This window comes from Embleya sp. NPDC127516, from assembly GCF_044765325.1.
GTDB lineage: Bacteria > Actinomycetota > Actinomycetes > Streptomycetales > Streptomycetaceae > Embleya.
The window spans coordinates 187,531-212,549 of record NZ_JBIWJT010000015.1; the positions used below are offsets into that span (position 1 = coordinate 187,531).

At 69.4% G+C, this 25,019-nt stretch carries 20 protein-coding genes and 1 pseudogene; 15 read left to right on the plus strand and 6 right to left on the minus strand.

Going from position 1 to position 25,019, the window contains the following annotated elements:
• Positions 1 to 623: 623 nt before the first annotated feature.
• Positions 624 to 1,733 carry a phosphotransferase gene (locus tag ACIRL2_RS28350; RefSeq protein WP_402235606.1) on the minus strand — a complete coding sequence of 370 codons (1,110 nt, stop codon included), beginning with the start codon at positions 1,731 to 1,733 and terminating at the stop codon, positions 624 to 626.
• An 839-nt stretch (positions 1,734 to 2,572) separates the two neighbouring features.
• On the opposite strand from ACIRL2_RS28350, the gene ACIRL2_RS28355 reads away from it, so the two are divergent.
• The 4 genes from ACIRL2_RS28355 to ACIRL2_RS28370 are packed head-to-tail and all read left to right on the plus strand — an operon-like array spanning position 2,573 to position 6,306.
• On the plus strand, positions 2,573 to 4,918 hold the full coding sequence (locus tag ACIRL2_RS28355) for a nitrate- and nitrite sensing domain-containing protein (protein WP_402235608.1): 2,346 nt from the start codon (positions 2,573 to 2,575) through the stop codon (positions 4,916 to 4,918).
• Positions 4,915 to 5,349: a roadblock/LC7 domain-containing protein gene (locus tag ACIRL2_RS28360; protein ID WP_395868560.1), complete on the plus strand. Its 435-nt coding sequence runs from the start codon at positions 4,915 to 4,917 to the stop codon at positions 5,347 to 5,349. The genes ACIRL2_RS28355 and ACIRL2_RS28360 overlap by 4 nt, the downstream gene beginning before the upstream one ends.
• Complete coding sequence (locus tag ACIRL2_RS28365) at positions 5,346 to 5,729, plus strand: DUF742 domain-containing protein (protein WP_402235611.1); 384 nt, start codon at positions 5,346 to 5,348, stop codon at positions 5,727 to 5,729. The genes ACIRL2_RS28360 and ACIRL2_RS28365 overlap by 4 nt, the downstream gene beginning before the upstream one ends.
• Entirely contained in the window at positions 5,710 to 6,306 is a 597-nt protein-coding gene (locus tag ACIRL2_RS28370; RefSeq protein ID WP_395868556.1) for a GTP-binding protein, read from the plus strand. Before ACIRL2_RS28365 ends, ACIRL2_RS28370 begins: the two co-directional genes overlap by 20 nt.
• A gap of 403 nt (positions 6,307 to 6,709) precedes the next feature.
• On the opposite strand, the gene ACIRL2_RS28375 is transcribed toward ACIRL2_RS28370, so the two are convergent.
• The gene (locus ACIRL2_RS28375; protein WP_402235613.1) at positions 6,710 to 7,402 is read right to left on the minus strand and encodes a hypothetical protein; all 693 of its coding nucleotides are present in this window, start codon (positions 7,400 to 7,402) and stop codon (positions 6,710 to 6,712) included.
• Positions 7,403 to 8,398: 996 nt separating this feature from the next.
• Here ACIRL2_RS28375 and ACIRL2_RS28380 point away from each other — a divergent pair.
• Positions 8,399 to 9,040: a hypothetical protein gene (locus ACIRL2_RS28380; RefSeq protein ID WP_402235614.1), complete on the plus strand. Its 642-nt coding sequence runs from the start codon at positions 8,399 to 8,401 to the stop codon at positions 9,038 to 9,040.
• Between the two features lie 633 nt (positions 9,041 to 9,673).
• Here ACIRL2_RS28380 and ACIRL2_RS28385 read toward each other — a convergent pair.
• Positions 9,674 to 10,306 carry a TetR/AcrR family transcriptional regulator gene (locus tag ACIRL2_RS28385; protein ID WP_402235616.1) on the minus strand — a complete coding sequence of 211 codons (633 nt, stop codon included), beginning with the start codon at positions 10,304 to 10,306 and terminating at the stop codon, positions 9,674 to 9,676.
• Between the two features lie 62 nt (positions 10,307 to 10,368).
• On the opposite strand from ACIRL2_RS28385, the gene ACIRL2_RS28390 reads away from it, so the two are divergent.
• Positions 10,369 to 10,659, plus strand: a complete 291-nt coding sequence (locus ACIRL2_RS28390) for a hypothetical protein (RefSeq protein WP_402235617.1) — start codon at positions 10,369 to 10,371, stop codon at positions 10,657 to 10,659.
• Between the two features lie 32 nt (positions 10,660 to 10,691).
• Positions 10,692 to 11,204, plus strand: a pseudogene (locus ACIRL2_RS28395) (ATP-binding protein); the annotation flags it as partial.
• Positions 11,205 to 11,512: 308 nt separating this feature from the next.
• Here ACIRL2_RS28395 and ACIRL2_RS28400 read toward each other — a convergent pair.
• On the minus strand, positions 11,513 to 12,064 hold the full coding sequence (locus tag ACIRL2_RS28400) for a MarR family winged helix-turn-helix transcriptional regulator (RefSeq protein ID WP_402235620.1): 552 nt from the start codon (positions 12,062 to 12,064) through the stop codon (positions 11,513 to 11,515).
• Positions 12,065 to 12,401: 337 nt separating this feature from the next.
• Between ACIRL2_RS28400 and ACIRL2_RS28405 the strand changes: the two genes are divergently transcribed.
• The 4 genes from ACIRL2_RS28405 (at position 12,402) to ACIRL2_RS28420 (ending at position 16,947) form a co-directional block, all read left to right on the plus strand.
• The gene (locus ACIRL2_RS28405) at positions 12,402 to 14,087 is read left to right on the plus strand and encodes an amidohydrolase family protein (protein WP_395868543.1); all 1,686 of its coding nucleotides are present in this window, start codon (positions 12,402 to 12,404) and stop codon (positions 14,085 to 14,087) included.
• Between the two features lie 5 nt (positions 14,088 to 14,092).
• On the plus strand, positions 14,093 to 14,338 hold the full coding sequence (locus ACIRL2_RS28410) for a hypothetical protein (protein ID WP_402235623.1): 246 nt from the start codon (positions 14,093 to 14,095) through the stop codon (positions 14,336 to 14,338).
• Between the two features lie 31 nt (positions 14,339 to 14,369).
• The gene (locus ACIRL2_RS28415) at positions 14,370 to 15,581 is read left to right on the plus strand and encodes an amidohydrolase family protein (protein ID WP_402235625.1); all 1,212 of its coding nucleotides are present in this window, start codon (positions 14,370 to 14,372) and stop codon (positions 15,579 to 15,581) included.
• 448 nt (positions 15,582 to 16,029) lie between these two features.
• Positions 16,030 to 16,947 (plus strand): DUF6891 domain-containing protein, encoded by a 918-nt coding sequence (locus ACIRL2_RS28420; RefSeq protein WP_402235627.1) that lies wholly within the window; start codon positions 16,030 to 16,032, stop codon positions 16,945 to 16,947.
• A 1,188-nt stretch (positions 16,948 to 18,135) separates the two neighbouring features.
• Here ACIRL2_RS28420 and ACIRL2_RS28425 read toward each other — a convergent pair.
• Positions 18,136 to 18,555 (minus strand): hypothetical protein, encoded by a 420-nt coding sequence (locus ACIRL2_RS28425; protein WP_402235630.1) that lies wholly within the window; start codon positions 18,553 to 18,555, stop codon positions 18,136 to 18,138.
• A gap of 397 nt (positions 18,556 to 18,952) precedes the next feature.
• Here ACIRL2_RS28425 and ACIRL2_RS28430 point away from each other — a divergent pair, with 397 nt between their 5' ends.
• The 4 genes from ACIRL2_RS28430 (at position 18,953) to ACIRL2_RS28445 (ending at position 23,616) form a co-directional block, all read left to right on the plus strand.
• The gene (locus ACIRL2_RS28430; RefSeq protein WP_402235633.1) at positions 18,953 to 19,390 is read left to right on the plus strand and encodes a DUF4259 domain-containing protein; all 438 of its coding nucleotides are present in this window, start codon (positions 18,953 to 18,955) and stop codon (positions 19,388 to 19,390) included.
• A gap of 470 nt (positions 19,391 to 19,860) precedes the next feature.
• Entirely contained in the window at positions 19,861 to 20,586 is a 726-nt protein-coding gene (locus ACIRL2_RS28435) for a HEAT repeat domain-containing protein (protein ID WP_402235636.1), read from the plus strand.
• 252 nt (positions 20,587 to 20,838) lie between these two features.
• Entirely contained in the window at positions 20,839 to 21,825 is a 987-nt protein-coding gene (locus tag ACIRL2_RS28440) for a tetratricopeptide repeat protein (RefSeq protein ID WP_402235638.1), read from the plus strand.
• Between the two features lie 456 nt (positions 21,826 to 22,281).
• Entirely contained in the window at positions 22,282 to 23,616 is a 1,335-nt protein-coding gene (locus ACIRL2_RS28445) for an alpha/beta hydrolase (RefSeq protein ID WP_402235640.1), read from the plus strand.
• Between the two features lie 481 nt (positions 23,617 to 24,097).
• Here the strand turns inward: ACIRL2_RS28445 and ACIRL2_RS28450 are convergent, their stop codons facing one another.
• Positions 24,098 to 24,931 (minus strand): arylamine N-acetyltransferase, encoded by an 834-nt coding sequence (locus ACIRL2_RS28450; RefSeq protein WP_395868526.1) that lies wholly within the window; start codon positions 24,929 to 24,931, stop codon positions 24,098 to 24,100.
• Positions 24,932 to 25,019: the final 88 nt, after the last annotated feature.

Here is a 25,019-nt window from a genome sequence, read left to right on the forward strand (position 1 = left end):
AGTACCCCTACTTGGGGAGCTGCGCCGACGTGCGGTACGGATGGTCGGTGAAGTCCGTCTGATGACCTAGCGGATCAAGCAGATCAACCATGTGCGCCTGCACCGGCCCGCCCAGCCAAGTACTGATCCAGCGCAGTCAGTTCAGAGAAGGGAACGTAGGGAACCATTCGCGGACGGGGCACGGTAACCGCAACGGGAACGGTGCGCTTCTCCGGTTTCATCCAATTTCGTTCATTTCCGGGCGAGTTGATGTGATCATGCGGTTTCGGGTCATCCCTGCTATGGAGCGGGTCCCGTTATCTCCCCATCAGCCTCACCATCCTGACCCGCGCGGCGCGACGACACGGACACGACCTGCGGCGTAGTGCCCGAGTGACGACGATCCGCTCACGTTCGCCGTCGATTACGTCCGCGTCCACCGGAAGTCACGCCCCGCCACGCGAAGCCCCACCGCGGTCACCGACCCGGTCCTCGCGTACGAGCCCCGAGGCAGCCGGAGTTCCAATACCGCGGTGGGGTTTCGCGGCCCGTGTCTTTTCGAGGTCGAGGGTGGGCGGCGATCCCGCCCGCGTTCACCCGGCGTCGTCCGGTCGACCCGATCCCCGTCGAGATGGCGCCACGGGCTACCGGTCGACGGTGTCGAGCGCGTCGAGTGAGTCCAGGTCCACCAGGGCGTTGGTTGTGCGTTCGATGATGCTGAGGCTGGTTTCGGATGGTTGCATCTTCGGTTGGAGGGGGCCACGTCCGATCGTGTACAACCAGGCGAAGCAGGGATAGAACGTCTGACGACGGTAGGCGAGCCACGCGGCGTCGAAGTCCGGTGCCTTGACGCCGGCCGTTTCGAGCTTCTCCAGGTAGAGGCTCAGCAGATCCTTTTCCCAACTGCGCCGGTCCTCCACCGCCAGCGCGGTGGTGACGGTGTAGGTGTAGTCGAAGGCCCAGTTCCCCCGCATGACGACCTGCCAGTCGGTGAAGCCCATCCGGCCGGCGGAGGTGACGTATGTGTTGCCGACATGGCCGTCGCCGTGCAAAAGGGTCTGCGGGCCCTCGTCGGCGACCCGAAGCGACGCTTCGAGCCCTGCATAGAGAGAGTCGAACAAGGGTGTCAGCGCGTCCGGAATCACGGCCGCGGCTCGTTCCGTGCCGACTTTGGAGCGCTTCCGCATCTGGATCAGCCGATCCAGATTGTGGAAGTGATCACTGGGTTGCTTCAACCAGGAGGCGTGCTCGGTGAGTTCGGGGGCCTCCCAGTAACGCGCGTGCCAGGTGGCCATACTCGCGACCAAATCCTCGATTTGCGGGCGCGAGATGGGCGTTCGGGGCGTGCAGAAGGTGGCCCCCTTGGTCTCGCCGAGGTCTTCCATCAGCACGATCGACCGTCCGGACGCCTTGTCGGCGGCTCCGTGGTATCCATGCGGCGCCTCGATGTCGAGATCGTTCCGCAGGTGCTTGAAGAACCCGGGTTCTCCTTCGAGGACATCCGCCAGTCCCAGCGTCAGGCGCTGGGTGAAGGAAGCGGTGGTCTTCGCGAAAAGTGTCTCCGGAAGCCCGGCACGGCCGCCCGCCTCGTTGTAGGCGACGTGGATGCGCAGGCGGGTGGACGTACCGCTGGTCGCGTCCTCGACCCGGAACGACTCGATCGCCGTGCCGGGATGCCCCTCACACAGGACCGCCGTCAACCATTCCCTGGTGATCTGTCGGCCGAAGACCGGCACATCGGTCGGCCCGTTCACACGTGGCGACGAGATTCGCTCCAGGAGGAAGTGGCGACCGTAGCGCAGAACTCCCTTGGCCATGTCGAGGGCGGGACTACCGGCGTGTGTTCGGGGTGCCATGAGCGTCCTTTGCGAGATCGGGTCGGGCTGATGCCGTGGTCGGCGGGTGGCGTCGACATCGGGACGACTGGGCCGTGGCGGTCCACACGGCGGGTGCGAAGGCACCGTCGGGCAACGGGACTTCACCGTGATCGAGAACCCTCCGGCGACGGCCGGCCGGAAATCGACTCACGATCCGCGGATTCGGGCAACCGTGGCCGATGGCTCCACCGGGACGTGCAAGGGGTGCGGTCGGCCCGCAACGCCGTGACCGAACCCGTCCGTGAACCCGCCCGAAGCCATCCTGCGGCCCCGGGCGTTCGCCACGCCGGCGGCAGACTATCCAGAACATCTCGTCGAAAAAACGCAGAGGTACGAAATGCGCCGGCGCTGTCCGAAACACGAACGCTGTGGCTCAATTGTGGCGCGTCGCCACGCGGCTGTGATCAACTTTGCCGGCAGGCGCCACGGGTTATCCACACGGCCCGGCGGCTTCGGCTTGCGATGCGGTACGACGATGAGCCCGGTTCTTCCAGAGGAAGGACAGCCTGGCCGAGGCATGGAGAACCAGACGGGGGCGGTGCGACACGACTCCCGCGCCCATCCGGGTTCACCACGTCGGACAGCGGATTCGCGACTTGTCCATGGCAGCTCGGCAACCGCCCTAGCCCCACGAAGAGAGCATGAACCTACTCAATCGGGCGCACGGCCCGCGGAACCGAACCAGGCGCCGCGCGTCGATCCGCACGCTTCTGATAGTGCTCACGGTCATTCCCTCCCTGACGTTGTTGCTGTTGTGGGGCTTCACAACGCAGCGCTTGTGGAAACAGAGCGACAACCTCAACAACCAGTACAAGCTCTCTCAACGGGCGGGATTCCCCACGCTCCTGGTCCTGGGGGCACTGCAGGAAGAACGGCGGCTCAGTGCCGCGTGGCTCACCGCGCCTGACGATCCGCGGACCCTCGGGGCCCTCAAAACCCAACGGGCGCAGACCGATTCGGTCGCGGCACGATTCGAGACGCTCGCCCGGAAGGGATTGCCGGACTCCCTCGGCGACGTCCGGCGACATGCGAACACGATCCGCAGCGCCCTGTCGCTGCTGCCGGAGGCGCGCTCCCGCATCGATGCCCGCCAAGGCGGGCAGACCGACCTGCTGCGCTTCTACGACAATGGCGTGAATCTGCACGTCACGATGTTCAACGCGTTCACGTATCTCGACGACGGCCCGTTGGTCTTCCTGTCCCAGATGCCGGTCAACGCCTTCCGCGCCGACGAGATGATCGCGCGCGAAGACGTGCTGCTGATGTACTCGCCGAGGAACGGCGTCATGCCGGCCGCGGACTACGCCGAGTTCCTCCAAGCCGTGGGCAGTCGACGCACGTTGTACGACCAGATGCTGACGTTCACGCCCAAGGACCTTCGAGACGCGTTCGTCGCGATCACCCAAACTCCCGCCTGGGAGCGGATGGTCGCCGCCGAAAACGCGATGATGACCGCGCGTCCGGTCGTCTCCGGGAAAGAGCAGGGGTTCACCGTTCCGGTACGGGCGGCCGAGTGGCGCGCGGCCATGGACGAAGTGAACGCGGCACTCGACCGGTTCGCCAATCAAACAGCGCTGCGGGCCAACGGCGTCAACAAGGACAGGGCCGACGAACTGGAGCTCACCGCACGGCTGGTGGCGGTCCTCGGACTCCTCGCGGTGGTCGTCGTGGCGGTTCTCTGCTGGCGCATCACCCGCTCGCTGCGCCGCCGACTGCTCAGCCTCCGGTCCGCGACCGTGGAACTCGGCGAGGAGCGCCTGCCCATCGTCGTCGAACGGCTCCGCCGCGGGGAATCGATCGAGGAGGCCCGCGCGGCTGCGGGCGGCGCCGAACTTCCCTACGGCAACGACGAGATCGGTCAAATCGCGCACGCGTTCAAGGCGACCGAGCGGGTCGCTCTCGACAGCGCCGAGCAACTCGCCCACGAACGTCAGGGCTATGCCAAGGTCTTCTACAACGTCGCCCTGCGCACCCAATCCCTGATCAGTCGTCAGCTCAGTGAACTCGACGGCATGGAACGACGCCACCAGGATCCCGACGTACTCAAGGACCTGTTCACCCTCGATCACCTCGCCACCCGCGTCCGCCGGTACGAAGAGAACCTCGTCATCCTGAGCGGGCACCAACCGCGACGTCGGTGGAGCAAGTCGGTGCCGGTGATCGACGTCGTGCGCAGCGCGCTCGGCGAGATCGAGGACTACGAACGGGTGACGGTCACCGCGGACGCCGGCACCGCCCTCGCCGGGCCGTCGGTGGGAGCGGTGGTCCACCTCCTCGCGGAACTGATCGAGAACGCCATTTCCTTCTCGCCGCCGAAGACGCCCGTGCAGATCCGTGCGTCCAGCGCCGCCAAGGGCGTCGTGATCGAGATCGAGGATCGTGGTCTCGGCATGTCCGACAGCGAATTCGACGCGATCAACGCGAACTTGGCCAATCCGGCTCCGTTCGAGGTGGTGGCGCTCGCGAAGGACGTGCGCATCGGCCTGTTCGTCGTCGCCCAACTCGCCGCGCAGCACGACATCACGGTGACCCTGCGCAGTTCACCCTACGGAGGGACCCTCGCCATCGTGTTTCTCTCCGGAGAACGGAACGTCGAACCGTCGCCGGAACCGGGTGACGACGAGGCCGGCAAGCGCGAGGAATCGGGGCCCGAACCGAGCAGTGCCCGGGGCGAGATCGACGTCGCCGAGTCGTCCCAGGACGCCCCGGCGACCGTGCTCGAACCGCCCTCCTCGCCGCAGCGACAGACCGTCACCGTGATGCCCGCGCGGGGCGAGGAAGAACGGCCCTCGGGGCGCAGACCCCTACCACGGCGAGTACCCCAGGCAGACCTGCCCGCACCGCTGCGGGGGGAGGCCCCGGTACCGGAACCGGCGAAGGAGCCACGCGAGTCGACCCCGAGGTCCCCCGAATCGGCAGCCGCGATGGTCAGCGCCTTCCGGACCGCGTCCGAACGCGCCCGCGCGGGACACCAGGCCCCACAAGTAGTCCGTACGGACGCCGCGCCGGCGTCGGACGGAGATCCGATCGACAGCACATCGGCGATTGAGGAACCACGATGAGCCAGCCCACGACCGCCACGAACAGCCGACTCGACTGGCTGCTGACAGACCTGGTCAAGCGCGTTCCGCGGACCAGGCACGCCGTCGTCCTGTCCGAGGACGGCCTGATGATCAGCCAATCCGAGACGTTCGGACGCGACGACGCGGAACAGCTCGCCGCCGCCACCTCGGGACTGCAGAGTCTGGCGCGGAGTATCGGACGGGGGTTCCAGGGCGGAGCCGTCTCCCAGACGCTCATCGAGATGGAGGACGCCTTCCTCTTCGTCACCTGTGCCGGCCGCAGCGCACATCTGGCCGTTCTCGCGGACAGCGACGCGGACGTCGGCATCGTGGCCTTCGAGATGAACACCCTGGTACAGAAGGTCGGTGAATTCCTCGGCACGGCTCCTCGGGACGACGCCGACGACCCGTCGAGAGGTGGGCCTGGGTGACCGACCTCACCGAGCCGGCCTGGGATGACGAGGCCGGACCGCTGGTCCGTCCCTTCACCTTGACGCAAGGACGCACCCGGGCCGCCCGGGACGACCTGACGCTCATCACCTTGGTGACGACCGTCGAGAAGGACGCCGAAGGAGCCGCGGAACGCCGGGAGTTGTACCCGGAGCACCTCGCGATCCTGCGCATGTGCCGTGAGCCTCAGGCCGTTGCGGAGATCGCCGCGCGTATCGACCTGCCGGTCAGCATCGCGAAGGTGATCATCGACGACCTGTTCGACGCCGGACACGTCCACGTCCGCCCACCGGTCGCCATGGCCCGGACCCCCGACCTCGAAATACTCAGGAAAGTGCGTGATGGTCTCCGCAGACTATGACCCGGGCGGCGGGGGTGTCCCCGCGAACGCAGCCGCCGTCAAGATCCTCGTATCGGGCGGCTTCGGCGTCGGCAAGACGACACTCGTCGGCTCGATCAGCGAGGTCCCGCCGTTGCGCACCGAGGAGGTGATGACCTCGGCGAGTGCATGTGTCGATGACCTCGAAGGCATCGAGGAGAAGGTCACCACCACGGTCGCACTCGACTTCGGTCGTATCACCGTCAACGACGACCTCGTGCTCTACCTCTTCGGCACACCCGGCCAAGAGCGCTTCTGGTCCATGTGGAACGACCTGGCGGTCGGTGCGCTCGGCGCGGTCGTCCTGGTCGACTCGCGTCGGCTGGGAACCAGCTTCGGCAGTATCGACTTCTTCGAACGCCGCGGTATTCCCTTCGTCGTGGGGATCAACAACTTCCACGGCCGGATGGAGTACACCGAGGACGAGATCCGCGAGGCGCTGAGCCTGAATCCTCGGGTGCCGAGCATGGTCTGTGACGTCCGCCGCCGGGATTCCTGCCGTGACCTGCTGCTCACCTTCGTCGAGCACATGATGGCCGAGGCCGGCGCCCCCGGGTAGGCCGCCACGACGGCTTCGCCCGCGTCCGAAGACTTCGGACGGCGGGCGAAGCCGCGAGCGGCGTCACCGCCCCGAGGCAGGTGTGGAGGCCCGACCGTTGGTCCACCGGCACGACCTCGGCGCCGACGATCTCGCGTGGTCCGTCGTGGGGAGCCACCGTAAGGGTGAGAAGCTCAGCACTCATCACGGGATCCTGGAACAGACGAAACGCGTGCGGGATCGACTCCGTCGCGCCGGCGTCGTGCCGACCCCGCCCGCGTGCCCGCGCCGGCGTCCGGGCTCGTGTGCACGCGCCGGTGCACAGCCGGACGTTCAGCCGAACGCGAGGCTGCCGGCTCGGACACCGTCGGAGGGCGCCCGGGTACGTTCGCCTCGGCATCTTCGTCGGCCGGGGCGGCCTCGGTCACAACCTCTCGAGCACGAACATCGCCAGAGGCGGGGTGACCTCGGGGCCCCAGTCGAAGGTGCCCAGATCCTCGCCGTCCGTTCCGACGAGGTCTCCGTCGATGGCGATACCGAACAGATAGGGGCCCTTCCGAAAGACGACGTCACCGGAGACCAGAAACGCGTCATCGGCGCCGAAGGTGCGGCGTAGGTCCTTGAAGATCGAATCGTATTTCGACGACCGAGACTTGCGTTCCGCGTAGTCGGCCGCGAGAACCGGCTCCGTGTTGACGTCGAGGAGGTTGAGGTCGAGCTTGATCGGGTCCTTGACCGGATCGGCGGCCTGTCCCGTCTTCACCGCGAAGTGGCAGGTGTTGTTGTGCACGACCGGGCGGGGATCGTCCTTGTCCGCCGGTACCACTTCGCCGGTTGCGATCACCTCCGTGGCCCCGGGTATGGCCGCCTTGACCTCCGCGGCCTTCAGGAGCATGCAGGCGTCGGGCCAGGTCGACGGATCGTTGACGACCGGCGTCCAGGGGCCGGTGCGCTGCGGCTCCGGGGCGGCGGTCGTGGGCGCGCCGCCCGGCGCGGACGGTGCGGCCGAGGAGGTCGCGCCGGTCGTGGGCACGGCTGCCGGCGGCGATGCGGGATCCGGGTCCGAGTCGTCGCCGATGACGATCACGGCGACGGCGGCGATGACGCCGACCGCCACGGTGGCAGCGAGTCCGACGACCAGGCCACGCCGACCGCGCGGCGGAGGGGCGGGCGGCTGCGGCGCACCCGGATGGAACCCGGCCGGCGTCGGCTGCCAAGGCGGACCCGAATAGATCCCCGGGGGCGGAGTAGGCGGACTCATGCCGGGCTGGGGCCCGCCCGGTGGAGGCGTCTCGGGCCGCGGTGGCCGTCCGGGGTAATCGCCGGACATGGATGGACCTCCCGGACCTGAACGAACAGTGCGCAACAACCATGATCGTTGGCGGACATCCGGTCAAGCAGGGCGGTTCCGGGCGTGCGGAATACGGATGAGAACGCGCAAACGGGCCTTTGGAGGTGGTCGAGACGACTGTCTCACCGTCCCACGACGCTGATTCGCCGGTCGGGTGAGGTGCCACGAAGGTTCCGGACAGGGATCCGACAGGAGTACCAGGCGGCTCGGCCGAGCCGACGGCGTCTGTGCGTACGGCCCGACACCACGGCGTGGACCTCGCGGGCAGAGCGGCCTGGATGGGAGGAGTTCGAGTGGTCGTCCTCGCGAGGTTCTTCGGATCGCCGCGCGGCCGTCGAGGCCGACGCAGCCTTCGTGCGTCGCGGCGGAGCGGCCGCAAGTCGGGAATCCCCGCCGGAGGTTCGGCTCGCCTTTCGGCAGAACCGGATATGCGCGCCATGTCTTGGTTCGGGCGTCTGCGGCCGGGCTTTCGCCGATGGTCATCCCTCGTCGTGGTCTCCGGGGGCCCGCTCCGGGAACCGCCGCCGGTGCGGTGCCGTCCATCCGGACATCGACGTCGATACGGCTTCGGCCCGGGTCGACGATGCGAATACCCCACACAAGTCACACAGGGGTCGGAGCGGGGGGCCCGGTCCAGTCGGCGGTTTCCGCGAGGGGGGTCCTGCGGACGACTGGGCGGGATCCGGCACGGCCTGAAGTCCACCCGGCGCGCGCGTGCGCGGGGTATCGAAGCTTTGGGAAACGCGGGGATCCGGAGACAGAATGCGTTATCGACAGGAACAGCCCTATCAGTCGTATCCGCAGCAGATGCCGCCGCCCGGGGGCGAGCGCAGACGCGAGGAGGGACACGGCAGGCTCATGCTGGTCCTCACACTGGTGGGTACGCTCGCGACCGTGCTCAGTGTGCTGGTCGCGCTGGGCATCGGCCCGCTCGACGTGACGGGCGACGGCGGGAGCGGGGGAGGGGTCGACAACCCGCGTGCCGGTGGGGACTCGGGTCTCAGGGACGACGGCAAGCCGGCGCAGACGGGCGCGGCGTACGTCGAGACGGTGAACAGGATCTGTGGCGACAAGATCGACGGCATCACGCGACGGGTCACCGAACTCAACCAGGCCGTCGCCGATCAGGACCTGAACGCGGTCGGTCTGAGTCTGTCCCAGGCAAGTACGGAACTTGCCGCGTTGACGACGCGCATCAAGGGCGTTGCCTTGCCGACCGACCCGAACGAGGCGCGCCCGCTGCGGGAATGGCGGGACCTGTACCAAGCCAACGCCGAGGCGATGAGCAAGGCCTCCAGCGAATGGCAGGACGGCAGCTACGAAGTCGCGAGCGCCACGTTGGAGGGCGCGCCGAGCGCGGCGGCGGACGCGAAGGGGGACGAGGTGCGCATCTCCTGCCCGTGACGCCCGTGCCGTGCTGCGGACGGTGCGGTCGGCGTGATGAGGGGTGCCGGGGCCGGTGGCCGCCGGTCTACGTCAACCCGGCCCCGGCGCGGGTGGTTCACCGACCCACGGGCCCCGGCGGTAGGAGCGGGAGAACCGCTCCTTCCGTCACCGGTGAACGCTCGCCGCCGCGTACCGATGCCGTTCTGCCGAACGCATCGAGTTGTACGCGGACACACGGGGGTCGCCGGCCGGCGGCACGGCAGAGCGGGGACTACACGCGGCGGAGCGGGCGGGCCGGGGTCACGTGCCGCAGGTGGACGAGGATGTCGACCCACTCGGCCAGGGATCCTCCCGTCATGTGGTGGGCGGTGTCGTGGGCCGGGTCGTGGCGCGGTCCGACGACCCGGGTCTTGGCGGTCCGGGCGAGCCAGTCGGCGACCGGGTGCGGGGGTTCGCGTGAAGGCCGGCCCCGACGAGGCGGACCGGATCGTCCGGGTGGGCCTGGTTGAACGCGCGCATCCACCGGAGGAGGGCCAGTGTTCAAGTCCAGTAGAGGTCAAGCACCGCGTCAGCCTTCCGCTACGGGAACGATGGACGGCCGGCGGGGTGTCCGGCCGCGTCGTCGACGCCGTTGCCGGCCGCTCTTGCTTGTCAGATGAGGAGTAGTCGGCACCATGTGTCGGCGAGCCATTGTTCGAACCTTTCGGGTGGCCAGCGGCGGTCCTCGACCAGCAGGCAGTAGAACTCGGGCGAGTTGGTGGCCCAGATGACGTCGGCCACCTCGTCCGGGTCGAGTTCGGGTCGCAGTTGTCCGGTGGCTGCCAGGTCGCGGGCGAGCAGTCGCATGTTGTCCGCGCGGCGCAGGGTGATGTCCTGCCAGATCCTGGCGACTTCGGGGGGTCCGGTGCGGGCGACGCGCAGCAGCGGTGCGAGTCGGGCGTGCATCTCCCGGATGGCCCGTGCGTAGCGGCGAAGTTTGCGGGCCGCGTCCGGCTCGGCGCGCATCTCGCGCACGTAGTCGCGTCGAGCCGCGGGAACGGCGTCGTCGGTGCCGGAGACGGCGGCCTCCACCAGGTGCAGGAACAGCGCGGGTTTGCGGCCGGCGACCGTGTAGACGGTGTCGACCGCGACGCCCGCGGACTCGGCGAGTTGCGCCATGGTGGTCGCCGCGTAGCCGTGTTCGACGAACAGCCGCGTGGCCGCGTCCAGGATCGCGCGACGGGTCTCCTGCGCCGCCGCTCGGCGGCGGCTGGTGTCGTATTGCCTCTTGTGCTCTCTGTCCACACGGTCGATGCTAATCGTATTCATCCGAAAGAGCTTCGGTTGAATATGAGGGATGTGGTTCCGTGACGTACGCGTTCACCTTCGAGGTGCCGATCGACCCGGCCACCTACGCACGCATCAAGGAGGCGTTGGGGTCGGAGAAGCCCCCCGGGCTGGTGGCCCACCTCGTCCACCGCACACCGGGCGGGCTGCGGTACACGGATGTCTGGGAGTCGGAGGCCCACTGGAGGAGGTTCGCCGGGGAGCGCCTGCATCCGGTCGTGGATCGTGTGGTCACCGCGGCGCTGGGTTTCCGCCCCCCCGAGCCCGTGGTCGAACACCTGGAGATGGTCGACGCCTGGATCGGCGACTGACACTCGCCGACAGCGGCAGCGACCGCCCGCCAAGGCTGGCCCCGCTTCACGACCCCGCTCGGGACCTCGACGAAGCCGCCCACAAACTGGTCGCGAAGATCGGCCCGGCCAACCCGGCCGACGACATCGCCCTGCTTCTGGCGCGGGTACGAACCGTGGCCTCCCGTGACGTCGCGGCCTGGGAGATCCCCGCCGATCCGGCCGCCGTCGCCGGTGCGCGTGAGCTGGTCACCCGACAACTCACCGCGTGGGGGCTGGAGGACGCGGCCTTCACCACCGAACTCGTCGCCAGCGAACTCGTGACCAACGCGATCCGCTACGCCGGCGGGCCGGTGGTGCTACGCCTGATCCGCGACAAGATGCTCGTGTGCGAGGTGTCCGACCCCAGCAACACCCAGCCCCGGCTGCGGCGTGCCAAGTGGAGTGACGAAGGCGGGCGAGGCCTGTTCCTGGTCGCCCAACTCACCACCCGGTGGGGCAGCCGCTACGGCCCCACGGGGAAGACCATCTGGACCGAGCAACCCCTGGGCGGCATCATGCCGTAAGGGCAGCCGTGGCCCCGGTGCGCGCCGTGTCCCGCGCCCTCGCCCTGCGAATCCCGGCTCGCCCCCCACCGACATCGACGTCGGCGTTCTGCCGGTGGCCGCGCGAGTGCTCGGACGCGTCTGGGACATGGGGGCCGGACGGCGGGCCCGGCTCTGGTCCGCGGTGCCGTCGGAGACCATTCCCCGTCGGGTTTGGTAGGTGGTTCCGGCGTTACGGCTCCACCCGGATTCCGCACCGAGTGCTCGCGGGAAGGGCTGTTCATCCGTGGGTTCGGCATCCGCCGACGTTCGAACCGGGGCATGTCCGATCAGGTCGGCGTTTCTCCCGCGGCCGCCCGGCGGCTCAGTGTCGCCTCCATGGCGGCGGTGACGTATTCGAGCAGTTCCGCCAGTTCCGAGCGCTGGCGGCCGGAAAGGCCGCTGAGGACCTCCTGCATGAGCGCGTAGCGGTCGCGCTGGATCCGGCGGCTGATGCGGCGACCCGCGGCGGTGGCCTGGACGATGACGTACCGCCGGTCGCCCTCGTCCGGCCGCCGTTCGGCCAAGCCGAGTTTGAGGAGGCGGTCGGTCGTGCGGCTGGCCGCGCCCCGGTCGATGTCGAGTGCCTCCGCGAACTCGTGCATGCGCCACTCGGGCCGCGACGCGAGGGTTTCCAGCGCGTCGACCTGGGTGGGAGTGAGTTCCTTTCCGCCGGAGCCGTACAGCGAATGCGCCAGCTCGGCGTGTGCCGGGCTGCGGGAGAACTGCTGGATGGCCCGGATCACACGGTCGCCGGAATCCTCGCCGCCGGCGTCCGCGGCGGCGGGTTCGGCCGGGGGTCGGGAAGCGTTCGGTGTGCTGCGGGCACGGCGATCAACCATGGCAGAACGGTACCGGTTGACCGGCTGACCGGTGATTCCCCTGGTCCGAGGTGCCTGTTCACATTCAAGGAATGCCTAGGGCAACTCTTGCCTTGGACATCTACTCCGGATACGTTGCGGGCAAGGAACGGGCGAGGCCGTCGGGGATTCCCCGGCGTTCCGCAGGCTCGCAGAGACGCCGCGGCACGCCGGAGGACCCGCCGGTCGTCGTGGACGTCATGGCGGCCACCCCAGACCACCGTCCGGGCGCGGTGCGCACCCACCTCCGGCGAACCCACCTCCGGCGCACTCACCTCCGGCGCGTCCGGCGCCGAACGCAACGACCGGGAGAACAGACATGAGTACCAACGACATCGCCGTGCGCGGTGGGAGGGTCGTCGACGGCACCGGCGGACCTTCGCGCCGCGCCGACATCGGCATCCGCGACGGGCGCGTCACCGAGATCGAGGACACCGTGACGGGCCGGCACGAGATCGACGCCACCGGGCGCCTCGTCGTGCCGGGCTTCCTCGACATCCACACCCACTACGACCCGCAGGTCCTGTGGGACGGGCTCCTGACGCCGTCGTCGTGGCACGGGGTCACCGCAGTCGTGGCCGGCAACTGCGGCTACAGCCTCGCCCCCGCCCGTCCACAGGACCGCCGTTCGCTGCTCGGCACGCTGGAGATGGTCGAGGACATGCGCGGCGCGACCCTCGCGGCCGGGGTGGCATGGGACTTCGAGACCTACCCCGAATACCTGGACGCCGTGCGGCGGCGCGGGACGGCGATCCACTTCGGGGGATTCGTGGGGCATACCGCCGTCCGCACGTACGTGATGGGCGAGGAGGCGTACGAACGCCCCGCCACCGACGACGAACTCGCCCGGATGCGCGCTGTCGTCGCCGACGCGCTCCGCGGCGGCGCCCTCGGATTCTCCAGCGACCGCGCCGGCTTCCACCTCGGCGACGGCGGCCGCCTGGTCCCGTCCATGGTCGCCACCCAGGAGGAGGTCGAAGCGCTCGCGTCCGTCACCGCCGAGGTCGGCCTCGGCATCGTGCACATCGCGACCGGGGAGAACTACCGCTGGGTGTACGACTTCCAGCGCCGCCTCGGCCGCCCGCTGACCTGGACGTCGATCCTCACCTACCCGGAGGGAACGGCCTCCCGGGCGCCGTACCGGGACAAGCTCGCCGATCATCTACGGGGCCGCCGTGACGGCGCGGACGTCTGGGCGCAGGTCACCTGTCGACCCATCACCCAGGAGTTCTCCGTCGCCGAGCCGACCTCCTTCTACGCGCTGCCCGCGTTCGCCGACCTGGTCGCCGTGCCCGTCGACCGCCGCGACACCGTCTTCCGGGACCGGACCTGGAGGGCGCGTGCCTGGGACGAGTTCGAGAGCGGCCGGTGGCTCGACCCGCGCTGGCAGACCATCACGGTCACACACTCGCCCTCGCGCCCGGACCTGGTCGGCGCGCCGGTCGCGGCGATCGCCGCCGAACGCGACACCACGCCCTTCGACGTCATCTGCGACCTCGCCCTCGACGACGCTCTGGCGAGCCGCTTCACCGTCACCTTCGCCAACGACGACAAGGACGGCGTCACCACACTCATCCGCGGCGAAGGCTGCATCATGGGCCTGTCCGACGCCGGAGCGCACGTCGGACAGATCTGCGACGCCGTCATGCCCACCGACTTCCTCGCCAACTGGGTCCGCGACCGCGACGTCCTGCCGCTCGAACACGGCATCCACAAACTCACCGGGGAGATCGCCGACGTGCTCGGCGTCGACCGCGGACGGCTGCGCCCAGGGGGCCACGCCGACCTCGTCGTCGTCGACTACGACGCCCTTTCCCCGGGCCCGACCCGACGGGTGCGCGACCTGCCCGCCGACGGAGAACGCCTCATCGCCGACGCGCCCACCGGACTCGACCACATCCTCGTGGCCGGCGTCGCGATCCGCGAGCACGGCACGCAGGTCACCGACCGCTTGGACCGCCTGCCCGGCACCATCCTGCGCAGCGGCGCCCGGGACGCGGAGTGAGCACGATGCCCTGCGACCGCTTGGCCCCCATCACGATCCGCGTCACGGACACGGACCGGTCCAGCCGCTTCCACCGGGACAACCGCCGCGTCACCGAAGCGCGCGAACCGACCATCGACCGCTCGCACTCGTTCGAGGAACACGGCATCACCGGCGCGACGCCGCACGCCCTCTTCCTCCGCCGCGACGGCGCGGTCGTCGAACTCGACGGCCACGCGGCCCCGCTCGGCACCCCCATCAGCGCGCCCTGATCACCGCACCCCGAATCTCCGGAGGCATCCCATGGCCGACCTGCTCGAACGCATCCTCGCCTACGCCGGTCCGAAGGGCGACCTCGTGCTGCGCGGCGAAGTCCCGACCGGCACGAACCGATTCCACATCATCTCGGTCGACGACCATCTCATCGAAACCCCCGACCTGTTCCGCGACCGCGTGCCCGCGCGCATGCGAGACGCCGCGCCGCACCTCGAACGCGACGCGGCAGGCAACGACTGGTGGGTGTTCGACAACGAACGCGTCCCGCTGCTCGGCTCCGACGCCATCCGCGGCTGGGAAGCGGGCAAGGGCTACCTCGGCCCGGTCAACTTCGACGAGCTGCACCCCGCGACATACGACGCGGGCGAACGCGTACGCCACATGGACGCCGCCGGCGTCGCCGCACAACTCAACTTCCCGTCGGCGCCGTTCGGCTTCGCCGGACGACGTTTTCTCACCATGAGGGAGCACGACCTGGGGCTCGCTTCCCTGCGGGCCTACAACGACTGGCTGCTCGACGCCTGGATCACTCCGTACCCCGAACGATTCATCGCCTGTCAGCTCCCTTGGCTCGGCGACCCCGAACTCGCCGCCGCCGAGGTCCGGCGCAACGCCGAACGCGGCTTCGTCGCCGTCACGTTCAGCGAGAACCCGGAGCGTCTCGGGCTGCCGTCCCTGTACAGCGACGCGTGGGATCCGTTCTTCCGCGCGTGCGAGGAGACCGGCACGGTCGTGAACCTCCACGTCGGTTCGTCCTCCGAGACGATCGTCCCCTCCCGCGACTCGACGGCCGCGGTCCTGGGCGTGCTGTTCCCGATCAACTCGATGGCGACCGCCGCCGATTGGCTCTTCGCCCGCATCCCGGTGCGCTTCCCGGATCTCAAGATCGCCTTGTCCGAGGGAGGTATCGGATGGGTGCCGATGTTCATCGACCGCATCGAGTTCATGGGCCGCGACCTCGACTACCGCGCCGACTTCGGGACCCACTCGCCCGTCGACTACCTGCGCCGCAACTTCTGGTTCACCGTGCTCTCCGACCCCGCGACCATGCGGCTGCGGCACCTCATCGGCGTCGATCACATCATGGTCGAAACCGACTACCCGCACCCCGACTCCACTTGGCCGGACAGCCAGGAAGTCCTCGCTCGGCAGTTCGCCGGCGTTCCGGACGAGGAGGTCGAGCGCATGACTCACGGAAATGCCGCTGCGCTCTACCGGCACACCGTCGCAACGCCCTGACCCGGCTGCTGCGCGAGGTGCGCTGAACGGGCAACCGGCTTCTCTTCATCCGCTTGTGCCGCGTTTCACCGACCTGGCGGCGGCGATCGAGGTGGGGGCGCGGGCTGTGCGGGGTAGGCCGGCGGCGGGCCCGCCGAGGCGGTGGGCCAGGAAGGACCGAGTGCCGAAGATCTGTTTCGGTGCGTTCGGCGACGTCGGCCGGACGCGTGAATCACTTCGTTCGGCCCGCATACGGACGGCGCCGACCAGGGGGTCCGTGTTCGGCGTCCCCGTAGCGTGGGCGCCTATGGGTCCGAGCGTGCCGGTCGGGATGCCACGGCCGAGGCCCGGTCGCCCCTCCAGCCCATCCATACGAGATGGCGGTCGCTGCGACACGGGAAGTGTCGGCTTGCCGCTCGCCCCCCGAGGCCGGTGCGTTGTTGTCAGGGGGTTGTGTCAGAGTCTGGGCATGCTCGAGATCGTGGTGGGGACGGAGAGCGGGCGGCGGTATGTCCGTGTGTCCGCCGAGGACTTGGCGGAGTTGGTTCGGCGGATCGGCGGTGAAGGTGATCGATTCCTGGTGGTCCAGCGGGTGCCCGACCTGCCGGATGTCTTCGCTCAGGTCTGGCACGCGGCCGGCGGGGACTACACGCTGGAGCACCGCGACGGCGCCGCCGACCGGCACTTCCAGGTGACGGTCGCCAATCCCGAGGCCGTGATCGCGGCAATGACCGGCTGGGCCCGCAAGGAGTCCGGCTGGGACGCCGGTCTGGCCTGGGCGGTGCTGGACATGGGTCCGTCGTGTGAGGTGCCGCCGCTCGACCTGGATGAAGGCGATTACGAGCTGTTGGAGAGGCGGGTGCGCGAGGAACTGGTCGGTGGCTACGCCTCCCGCGCTGAACTGGCGGAACTCGCCGAGGAGTACCTGGTCACCAAGGATCGCCGTCCCGTTTCGCGTGAACAGGGGGCGGCATTGGCCGATCGGTTGTGGTTGGAGCGCGTCGCGGAGCAGGCCGAGTGGCAGGGCGAGACCGACCCGGAACGGCTTGCCCGCGCGTTCGCCGTCCTTCAGCAGGCCGGCATCACCGCCCGTGAGCACTTCACCTGCTGCCGCACCTGCGGCGACTCCGAGATCGGCGGCGAAAGCGGGCCCGGCGCCCGCGGATACGTCTACTTCCACACCCAGTGCACGGACTCGGCGGCGGCAGGCCACGGATTGTCGCTCCTCTACGGCGGCTTCGACGGTTCGTCCGAGACCACCGCAGCCGTCGGCGACGAGGTTGTGGCCGCGCTCGAAGCGGCCGGCCTGGCCGTCGAGTGGGACCGCGACCCCGGTCGGGCGATCACCGTCAGCCCCCTGGACTGGCGCCGCCGCCTGGTCGGATAGCAACCGGGAACGCCTCGATGGCAGCCTGCCGCGCAGGTGTCCGGGCTTTCGGCGATCACATGTGACGTGGGCGGCCTACGCCTGATGCTGTGCTTCGACCAAGAGCCACATGACGGATCGGGGCGAAGGCCCGTGGCGCCCGAGGCTGTCTGCCGCACAGGCGAGAACGCGCTGAAGCGCTCGCGGAACTGTCGTACGTCCAGGGTGAGTTGCCTGCCTGCCTGTCCGGCCCGGCGCTCGGACGCGCTGCTCAAGCCCGGCGGATGCTCTGCCGTGCGCGGACGGGCCGGTCAAGACGCCGGTCGGGCTGCTGCTCGATCCGAAGGCTACTGGTCAACAGCCCTTTCGTCGGCGGTGGAGGACTGACGGCGGTCGCCTACGCGGCCGACGGAACGGTCCTGGCCAGTTTGGACCCGCCGGCCACGAGTCGATAGCCGGACCGGACGAGGAGGCCGAAGGCGGACAGGGTCGGCGTGGGGAGAGGACGGCGCATGGCACTGGGATCGGGCGGCGGGGGCGGCGGCTTTCGGTGGGATCCTGCCGGTCGGCCTGGCCGCGAACGCGACGTGCCTGGGCGCGGATGTGCTCCGGGTGAGTGGGCTCGCCGAGTTCCGCGCCGCGCCGGCCACCGCCCGCGCGTCCTCGCGCACGACGGTCGCGCACGTCGATACCGACCCCCTGATCGGCTCTCCGTCCTCGCAGGCGTGCTGGGACGTACTCGTGGCCGAGGTCTCGACGTCCCCCACGACCGGTGAGGCCCGCCACCGTTACGAACGGGAGAAGACGCCCAACCCTACTGCTGCGCCCCGCGCGGCCCCGAGCACCCCCGCGTCACCACTCCTCGGGCCCGTGCCGCCCCACCGGACGGGCTGATCAATCGTCGGGTGTCGACTCTCGGCGCGCCGGCGGCTGTCGCGCGGGTCGTCCGCTGTGCCCTGTGTCGTTCATGCGCTCTACGGGCAGCGATCCGCCGGAGGTCGGGTGCGCGCGGCGAGTGGCCATCCCCGAAGTCCCGTCGTGCGCTCACGTCGACGGCGCGGCTCCCTGCCGTTGCCGGCGCGGGCCAGGGGCACACAGATCCCCAGGGGTTCTCCAACGCCTGCTCGGGATCAGCACTTCGGCCGCCGAGCGATGGGCGGCTGGGGCTGTCGGAACCGCCTACGCGGCATAGATCGCCAGGTCAGACGCTTAGGGACGAGTAGCCGCAGCGGGGACGCCGGACTTCCGAAGCGCGCGGGCCAGATACTCCATCTCGGGAAGCGTTCCTGAGTAGTCACCATCCAGCACTTGGCGCAGCACAGCCCTGGCGTTCATCAGGTCAACGCCGAGCTCGGCCCGCAGCACGCGCATGATGGCGACGCTCGTCGCCGGCGGAGTGCTCACCTGCAGCCACGCGGGCCCATGCTCGGCGAGCATCTGATCCCGCCGTTCCGTCGGTACGGTGCCACCGCACACGGCTACAGCAAAGCCACAAGTGGAACAGGTCGACTCGACGTCCCAGCGCAACCGGCCATTCACCAGGGCCTGGACTCCCCAGCACCCCAGCTCCGCATCGCAGTCCTGGCACACCGCGGAGTACCGGACGGATTCGAAGACAGCCTGATCCATACCCACCCCCAACCGAGACGAGGGTAAACGACAAGGTCAGCCATCGTCGTCCGCGCCTCCTCGCAGTCCCCACTCATCGAGGCTGGGGTGTCACCGACTTCATGGGCGAGGCCACCCACGGCAACTGGGGCCAGGCGCGGCCCCTTCCGCGGTCCCCGACTTCCTCGAGGAGCTGGAGGTCGTCCCGCCCGGGCTGATGGAGGTCACCGACCGGTGCCCAGACACCGAACCCCGCAATCGGAAACGGCATCCTCGTGGGGCCAGGCTTCGATTGCCCCACTGTCAACTGCCGCTTCCACGCGATGCCGACGGCTTCGAACACGCCGCGCTCGCGTCGCCGGCCGTGTGTCGGTGATCAATGCGAACATGCGCGAGAGAACGCTGCGAGAGGAACGGCATGGGCAGCTGGGACATCGGCCCCTTCGACAACGACATGGGCGCCGACTTCGCCGACACCCTGGACGAGGCCCCTGAAACGGAGCGCGAGAACATCGTCCGCACCGCGCTCACCTCCACGATCGCCACCCGGGGCTACCTCGACGCCTTCGAGGGAACGGAAGCCGTCGCTGCCGCCGCACTGATCGCGGCCCAATGCCCGGGAGGAGCACCGATCACCTCCTCCCACGGCCCCAAGGAGTCGATCCCGCCACTCTCCCTCGACCTGCGCGCACTCGCGCTCGACGCGCTCGACCGAGTCCTGGCGGAGGACAGCGAACTCGCCGAGCTGTGGGACGAGACCGGCGACGGTCCCCGATGGCGGCGAAACATCACCCACACGCGGCGGATCATCGATACTCGAGGCCGGCCCGCGCCCGATCGTCTGCTCGACCGGTAGGCTCAGCGCGCACACGACCGTCGGGAAGTTCCCATGGCTCGCCGCTCACCGGGCGAGATCAGAGCGCGGCTCTCACGGCGCATCAAGGCGCGTCGGCCCTCGATCATCCGCGGCTTTCCCCCTCCGCCAACCGGCAGATCGCGATGTTCGAACGCCTTTACGGGCCGGCACCGGGCGAGGTGGTTCGGCGCCTCCTGCAGCGGGTTGCGGCAATCGTACTTCCCCGTGCGTTGGCGAGGAGAGGCACGCGTATCCGGTGACGACTATCGCGCATCCTGAGCGCGTGGTCGCAGGCGTGTGCCCGTCGAGGATGGCAATTGCCGTGTATTGGCTCAGTCGTCGTGCGGTCAAGGACGTGCAGGGAAGATCGGTCGGATTTGCGCGCGGCTTGGCGAGTGGCGCGCGGTGGACTCGCGGGCCGGGGATATTTCGCCGGCGTGCCGGATACCCGTAGGCCAGACTCGACGCCCATGGAGGATGTGATCGCGCGGCGGGTCGGTGAGTTGGACGCGGATTCGGGTGAGGTGGCCGAGGACGCGCAGCATGCACTGATCGCCCTGGGGCCGCGGGTGCTGGACCAGTTGATCGCGGCAGCACCGGGGTTGGGCTCGTTCGGGCAGCTGTGCGCCATCGAGGTCTTCACCGCGCTGGGCGATCCGCGTCCCGGGGACGCTCTCACGCGCATGCTGGGCAGCGACAACAGCGTGGTCCGGCAGTGGGCCGCCGAAGCCCTGGGCGATCTCGGCATCCACCGTGCCGTGCCGTGTCTGTCGCAGGCCTATGAAGCCTTCCGGCGGCGGGGCGAGGATCCCGACGACTGTGAAGGCGGAGCGCTGCGTTGGGCGCTCACCGAGCTCGGTGCCCGCGACGTCGTGCTTCCGGCCCGGGCCGCCGCGCTGCGGCATCAGGTTCCGGGGTTGGGTTCCGCATGGCCGACCGCCCATCTTGCCGAGGCCATCGAGGATCTCGCCGGCCACGGGCAGGCGGTGCTCTCCTTTCAGGTCTGGCAGATCGAGGCAGACGGTGGAGTGTATGGAGGTCACGGACCCGGCATCGACTGGAACATCGACCGCGGCAAGCTCTGGCCGCAGATCGTCGCCGAATGCCGGGAGTGGGCTCTGCTCGCGGCCGAATCCACCGGCACAGCTCGGGACTTGGTGGCGACGATCTGCTGGATCGACGCCGCCGATCTGTGATCGGTCCTCGGCCGTGACTCCGGAAACGAGCCACCAAGAGCCCGGACACCACGCCGGCCCCGACGACTTGGCCTCGTGGGACCGGTTGTGGACCGGTCGTCGCCGGCACCCGGAGGTCGCCGGCGCGACGCCGGTGGCGATGTACCGGGGCGGGACGTCCGTCCGATCGGTCCTGGCCCCTCGTGGCGAATGGACATATGCAGGTGCCGATGCACGTGTGGCCCGGCGGTCCCGGGTCTCCACTATCTTCGGATGATGTTGAATCGAACGGCTGTTGCCGGGGTCGGCCTTGCCCGAGTGATGGCGCACTGTGGGGGCGATCCCGGGGCGGCCGTCCGGTACCTGGCGGGCGCCATCGCCTCGGCGCCCGAGGCCCCGGAGCCGTACGCGGTACTCGTCGACTTGTGGCAGGAACAACGACAGGGTCTGGCCGCGGCACTCGAGGGGGCCACTTCGCTGCCGGCGGTGTTGGCGCGGTCCTATGTCGCTTTTCTCGAGAACGACATGAACGTCGCGGTGATGGCACTCGGTTCGGTCACCGGCGCGCGACCCACCGTTGCCTGGGCCAAGGCTCCCTGGTTCGGTGACGCACGCTTCCTCGGCGCGGTGGGCGCAGAGGCGGTGGCCGAGGCGGTCATGCGGACCATGGACCACGGCCACGACCTGGACACACCAACGGTGCGGGGAGGGCTCCTTCCCTGGTTCGATGCCGTCGCCGTGGTCTGCGACCGCGAGCCGCTACCGGAGGCGATGGCCAAGATGGCGATCTTCCTGCGGGCATGTGGACTCACCGACGAGTCGTTCGCCCTCTGCGACCGCGCCGACTCGATGGAACGAGTCATGCTGACGGAGGTCGTACGGGCGGGCACATGGCGCAGGTTGGGTGACCCGGAAAAGACCGCGGCGGCGTTCCACCGCGCACTCGCCCTGGAGCCGGACAACTGGTCGCTGTACCTCGACCTGGCCGACCTGCACGCCGAGCAGGGCGATTTCGCCGCCGCGGCGCGCTTTGCGGGGGAGGGGATAAAGTACGGCCCGACGGAAACCACGCTCCGTGCGGCCGAGGCCGCCTACCGCGCCCGGCACACCGGTGAGCCGGACGCACTCCGCGACCTCATTGCCCTGGTCCCCCACCTGCCCAACGACTCGTACCGGGCACTGCTGATCGATCACGCGTGCGCAGGCCCCACCTTGCCTGCCGAGCTGATCACCGAGGCTCGTCGTCTCCTCCACGGCTGAGACACCGCTTCCGACACGGTGCGGGGCGGGAGCACGACCCTCGTCTACGGCGTGGACTTCGGGACGCGGGACGGGGTGACCTTCTTCTCCCGGACCGGGCCCGGTCCGGCTGAACCCGGCGGCGGCCTCGTCGTCACTTGCAACGGCGACGGCCCTGGGTCTGTCCCGGGTGGGGACGACGATCCCTCCGACCTGCCGGGCAATTGCGAGTACGCCGACGTGCATCCGCCTTCGCCGCGTCGAATGCCGGTTCGCGTCGGCCGCGTTGCGGATTCGACGCGACGCGACGCGACGCGATGGGACGCGACTCGACGCGGGCGGGCTCGGCGTCCCGCGCACGAAGCGCAGACAGGTGGCTCGACGTCCGGTGCAACCCTTCGGCGTCCCACTCACGTATGCCTATGAGATCACCGGAAGTCGTCGAGATGGCCGGTGCGCGGAGACATGGAGGCATGCATGAGGTTTCGCGACTTGCGGCGAGCAACGATCGGTAGTGGTTGGGTCAGAACGTGCCTGGCCGCAGCGGGCGTTGCGGCGCTGCTCGTGGTGCCGACGCCGGCGCCGGCCGAGGCGGCGGCGTCGGCGGAGGCAGCGGGCGCGGTGCAAGCCGGCTCGCACCGGGTCGCGTCGGTGCAGTACAACCTCGGCGATCGGGCATTCGTGCCGCCGCCGGTCGAGGCGGGCCAGTACCTGGGGGTGAACGAGCTTGCCGGGGTGGTGCATTACCCGACCGACCTGGCGCGCGGGCGCTTCCCGCTGGTGGTGATCCAGCATGGCCTGTGGGACACCTGCGCCGACCGCCCGGCCTCCGTCGACCTCGCGGCGGCGCTCAAGGCCAGGGACGCGGCCATTGCCGCAGGCGACACCGTCGAGGCCGAGCGACAGCAGAAGTTGGCCGACGTCGCGGGCGACAGGCTGCGCGGTTGGCCGTGTGCGCCCGGGGTACGGCAAATCTCCAGCAAGAGCGGATACGACTACCTCGCCCGGGACTTGGCCGCGCAGGGTTTCGTGGTGGTGTCGATCGGTACCAATGGCATCAACGCGACGTCGTTCGGACAGGCGCCCACGGTGTACCACGCCCGGGCCGCCCTGCTCAATCGGCATCTGGCCATGTGGCAACAGTTGTCCGCGACCGGTGGCGGCGAACTCGCGCACCGCTTCACCGATCCGCGCGACGGTAGGCCCCGTCGGATCGACTTCCGCGGACGGTTGGACATGGCGAACGTCGGCACGATGGGCCATTCGATGGGCGGCGGCGGGGTCATGCAGCAGGCCGCCGACCTCCGCCGGGGCAATTGGCCGGTGGGTGTGACGGTGAAGGGTGTGTTCGGTCTGGCGCCGACCAGCAATTGGGACAACGAGCCGGTCACCCACATCCCGTTCGCGGTGATGTGGGGCACGTGCGACGCGGTGCGCGGCGGCAACTACTTCGAGTGGAACGCCGGGCGGAACACCGTCCCGATTCACAAATTCACCGTACGCGGGGCCAATCACGCCTTCTTCAACACCCAGTGGTCGCCGAGCAGCGGCCAGGTCAGCGCGGAAGACGACGCGGTACCGGGCAGCAAGCCCGGTACCTGCCTTTCCCAGGACGACCGCAACCTCGACCAGATCCAGCTGACCGAGCCCGCTCAACGCACTCTCACGTCCGCGTACGCCTCGGCGTTCTTCCGTCGCTACCTCCACGGTGAGACCACGTTCGACCCGATCCTGGACGGTACGCGGCGCCCGCCGGGGGTGCCGGCCGACGTGGTCGATGCCCAGGTGAGCCGGCCCGGCCCGGCCGGCTGAGCACACGGACCGGCGGGCCGACCAGGAGCGGCCCGCCGGGTCCGGGTCCGTGAAACCAACCGCTCGCGCTGCGCCCGGCGCCCAGGGCCCGGCCCTGACGCAACATCAGGTGCGGGTCGGCAGTGGACGATCGACCACCGTCGCCCCCCATAGCGCGGCCGGGTCGCGTGGTTTGTCGCCGACCACGGCGAGGTCCTGCGTGAGCGGCGTACGGCGAGGTCGAACATGGATCGTCAGCCCGCCGACCCAGCCGGGGTGTCGGCGCGATTGCGTGGTGTTCGCTCTTGCCGACCGTCCGGCCCCGGCAAGACGTCGACGTCGATCGATCACGTGCTTCTCCGGTCGTTGCCTGCCTGGCTATCCCACGGCACCGATCGACACATCACAGCGTGAAGAGGCTCCCGACCTGCGGAAAAGCCGGTGGTCACGCCCCGGACTCGTTGAACCGTCAGCGGAGCCGGGCAGCGAGGCAGGCGTGTGATCACGTGTTTGCCGCAACCGCCTCTGCGGCCCGCTCGAGAAGGCGCTTTTCCTCGTCCGTCGTGAGCGGGACCTCCAGAACACGCAGCCAGTCGGCGAGTTCGCCGTCGCGGAGCGGGCGGTGCTCGGTGGGCGCATCGGCCCGGCGCACTGTGAGCGTGGCGTGGGTGACGGTGACATGCCGGTCGGGCAGGTGGCGGGTGACCATCAGCGTGCGCTTGAAGTGCGACTTCGGATGGGTGCTCGTGTAGTAGTGACCGATCTCGACGTCGACGGGCAGTACTGCCAGTTCGTCGGTGGAGTGCATCATCAGCCAGCTGTTGTCGCGCCGGCGGCGCATCTCCCACACGCCGTCGGAGTGGTCGACCCGGTAGCGCCAGCCGAGGTGGTCGTCCTGCGCGCCGTCCGCCAGCGGGATCGGGCGCAGCACGCTCATCCCGAATCCCGGGTCGCACAGCAGCCGTTGCCCGTCCAGCGCCACTTCGACGACCATGTGGGTACGGCCCTGCAGGCTGCCGTCCGCCGGGTCGCCGACACGCCCGAGACGGCGGCGTACGTCATAGCCCAGCCGCTCCAGTACGGCCGCGAAGAGCGTCGAGTGCTCGAAGCAGTAGCCGCCTCGGCCTCGGCCCACGAACTTGTCCTGTACGGCCGCCAGGTCCATGCCGCCGGGCCGCCCGAGGAACACGTCGATGTTGTCGAACGTGAACGTCCGTACGTGCGCCTCGTGCAACTCGTCCAGCGCCTCCCGCCCCGGCGTCCGCGCCGGGAGGCCGAGCCGCGCGAGGTAGCCGTCGAGATCGAGCCCGCCAACCTGCCAAAGATCGGTACTCACGCAGCCAGTCAACCAGTGCCCGGGTCCGGCCTGTCTGGAGGGTGTCGACGAGGAGACCGCGCGGATGTCACCGCCGAAGTAGTCGGCC

Bases quoted from the DNA above. Each gene is read 5' to 3' on its own strand.
- ACIRL2_RS28410 (WP_402235623.1), top strand. From the start codon at position 14,093: ATGCCCTGCGACCGCTTGGCCCCCATCACGATCCGCGTCACGGACACG.
- ACIRL2_RS28405 (WP_395868543.1), top strand. From the start codon at position 12,402: ATGAGTACCAACGACATCGCCGTGCGCGGTGGGAGGGTCGTCGACGGC.
- ACIRL2_RS28430 (WP_402235633.1), top strand. From the start codon at position 18,953: ATGGGCAGCTGGGACATCGGCCCCTTCGACAACGACATGGGCGCCGAC.
- ACIRL2_RS28425 (WP_402235630.1), bottom strand. From the start codon at position 18,555: ATGGATCAGGCTGTCTTCGAATCCGTCCGGTACTCCGCGGTGTGCCAG.
- ACIRL2_RS28370 (WP_395868556.1), top strand. From the start codon at position 5,710: ATGGTCTCCGCAGACTATGACCCGGGCGGCGGGGGTGTCCCCGCGAAC.
- ACIRL2_RS28445 (WP_402235640.1), top strand. From the start codon at position 22,282: ATGAGGTTTCGCGACTTGCGGCGAGCAACGATCGGTAGTGGTTGGGTC.
- ACIRL2_RS28360 (WP_395868560.1), top strand. From the start codon at position 4,915: ATGAGCCAGCCCACGACCGCCACGAACAGCCGACTCGACTGGCTGCTG.
- ACIRL2_RS28435 (WP_402235636.1), top strand. From the start codon at position 19,861: ATGGAGGATGTGATCGCGCGGCGGGTCGGTGAGTTGGACGCGGATTCG.
- ACIRL2_RS28440 (WP_402235638.1), top strand. From the start codon at position 20,839: ATGATGTTGAATCGAACGGCTGTTGCCGGGGTCGGCCTTGCCCGAGTG.
- ACIRL2_RS28400 (WP_402235620.1), bottom strand. From the start codon at position 12,064: ATGGTTGATCGCCGTGCCCGCAGCACACCGAACGCTTCCCGACCCCCG.
- ACIRL2_RS28415 (WP_402235625.1), top strand. From the start codon at position 14,370: ATGGCCGACCTGCTCGAACGCATCCTCGCCTACGCCGGTCCGAAGGGC.
- ACIRL2_RS28420 (WP_402235627.1), top strand. From the start codon at position 16,030: ATGCTCGAGATCGTGGTGGGGACGGAGAGCGGGCGGCGGTATGTCCGT.
- ACIRL2_RS28380 (WP_402235614.1), top strand. From the start codon at position 8,399: ATGCGTTATCGACAGGAACAGCCCTATCAGTCGTATCCGCAGCAGATG.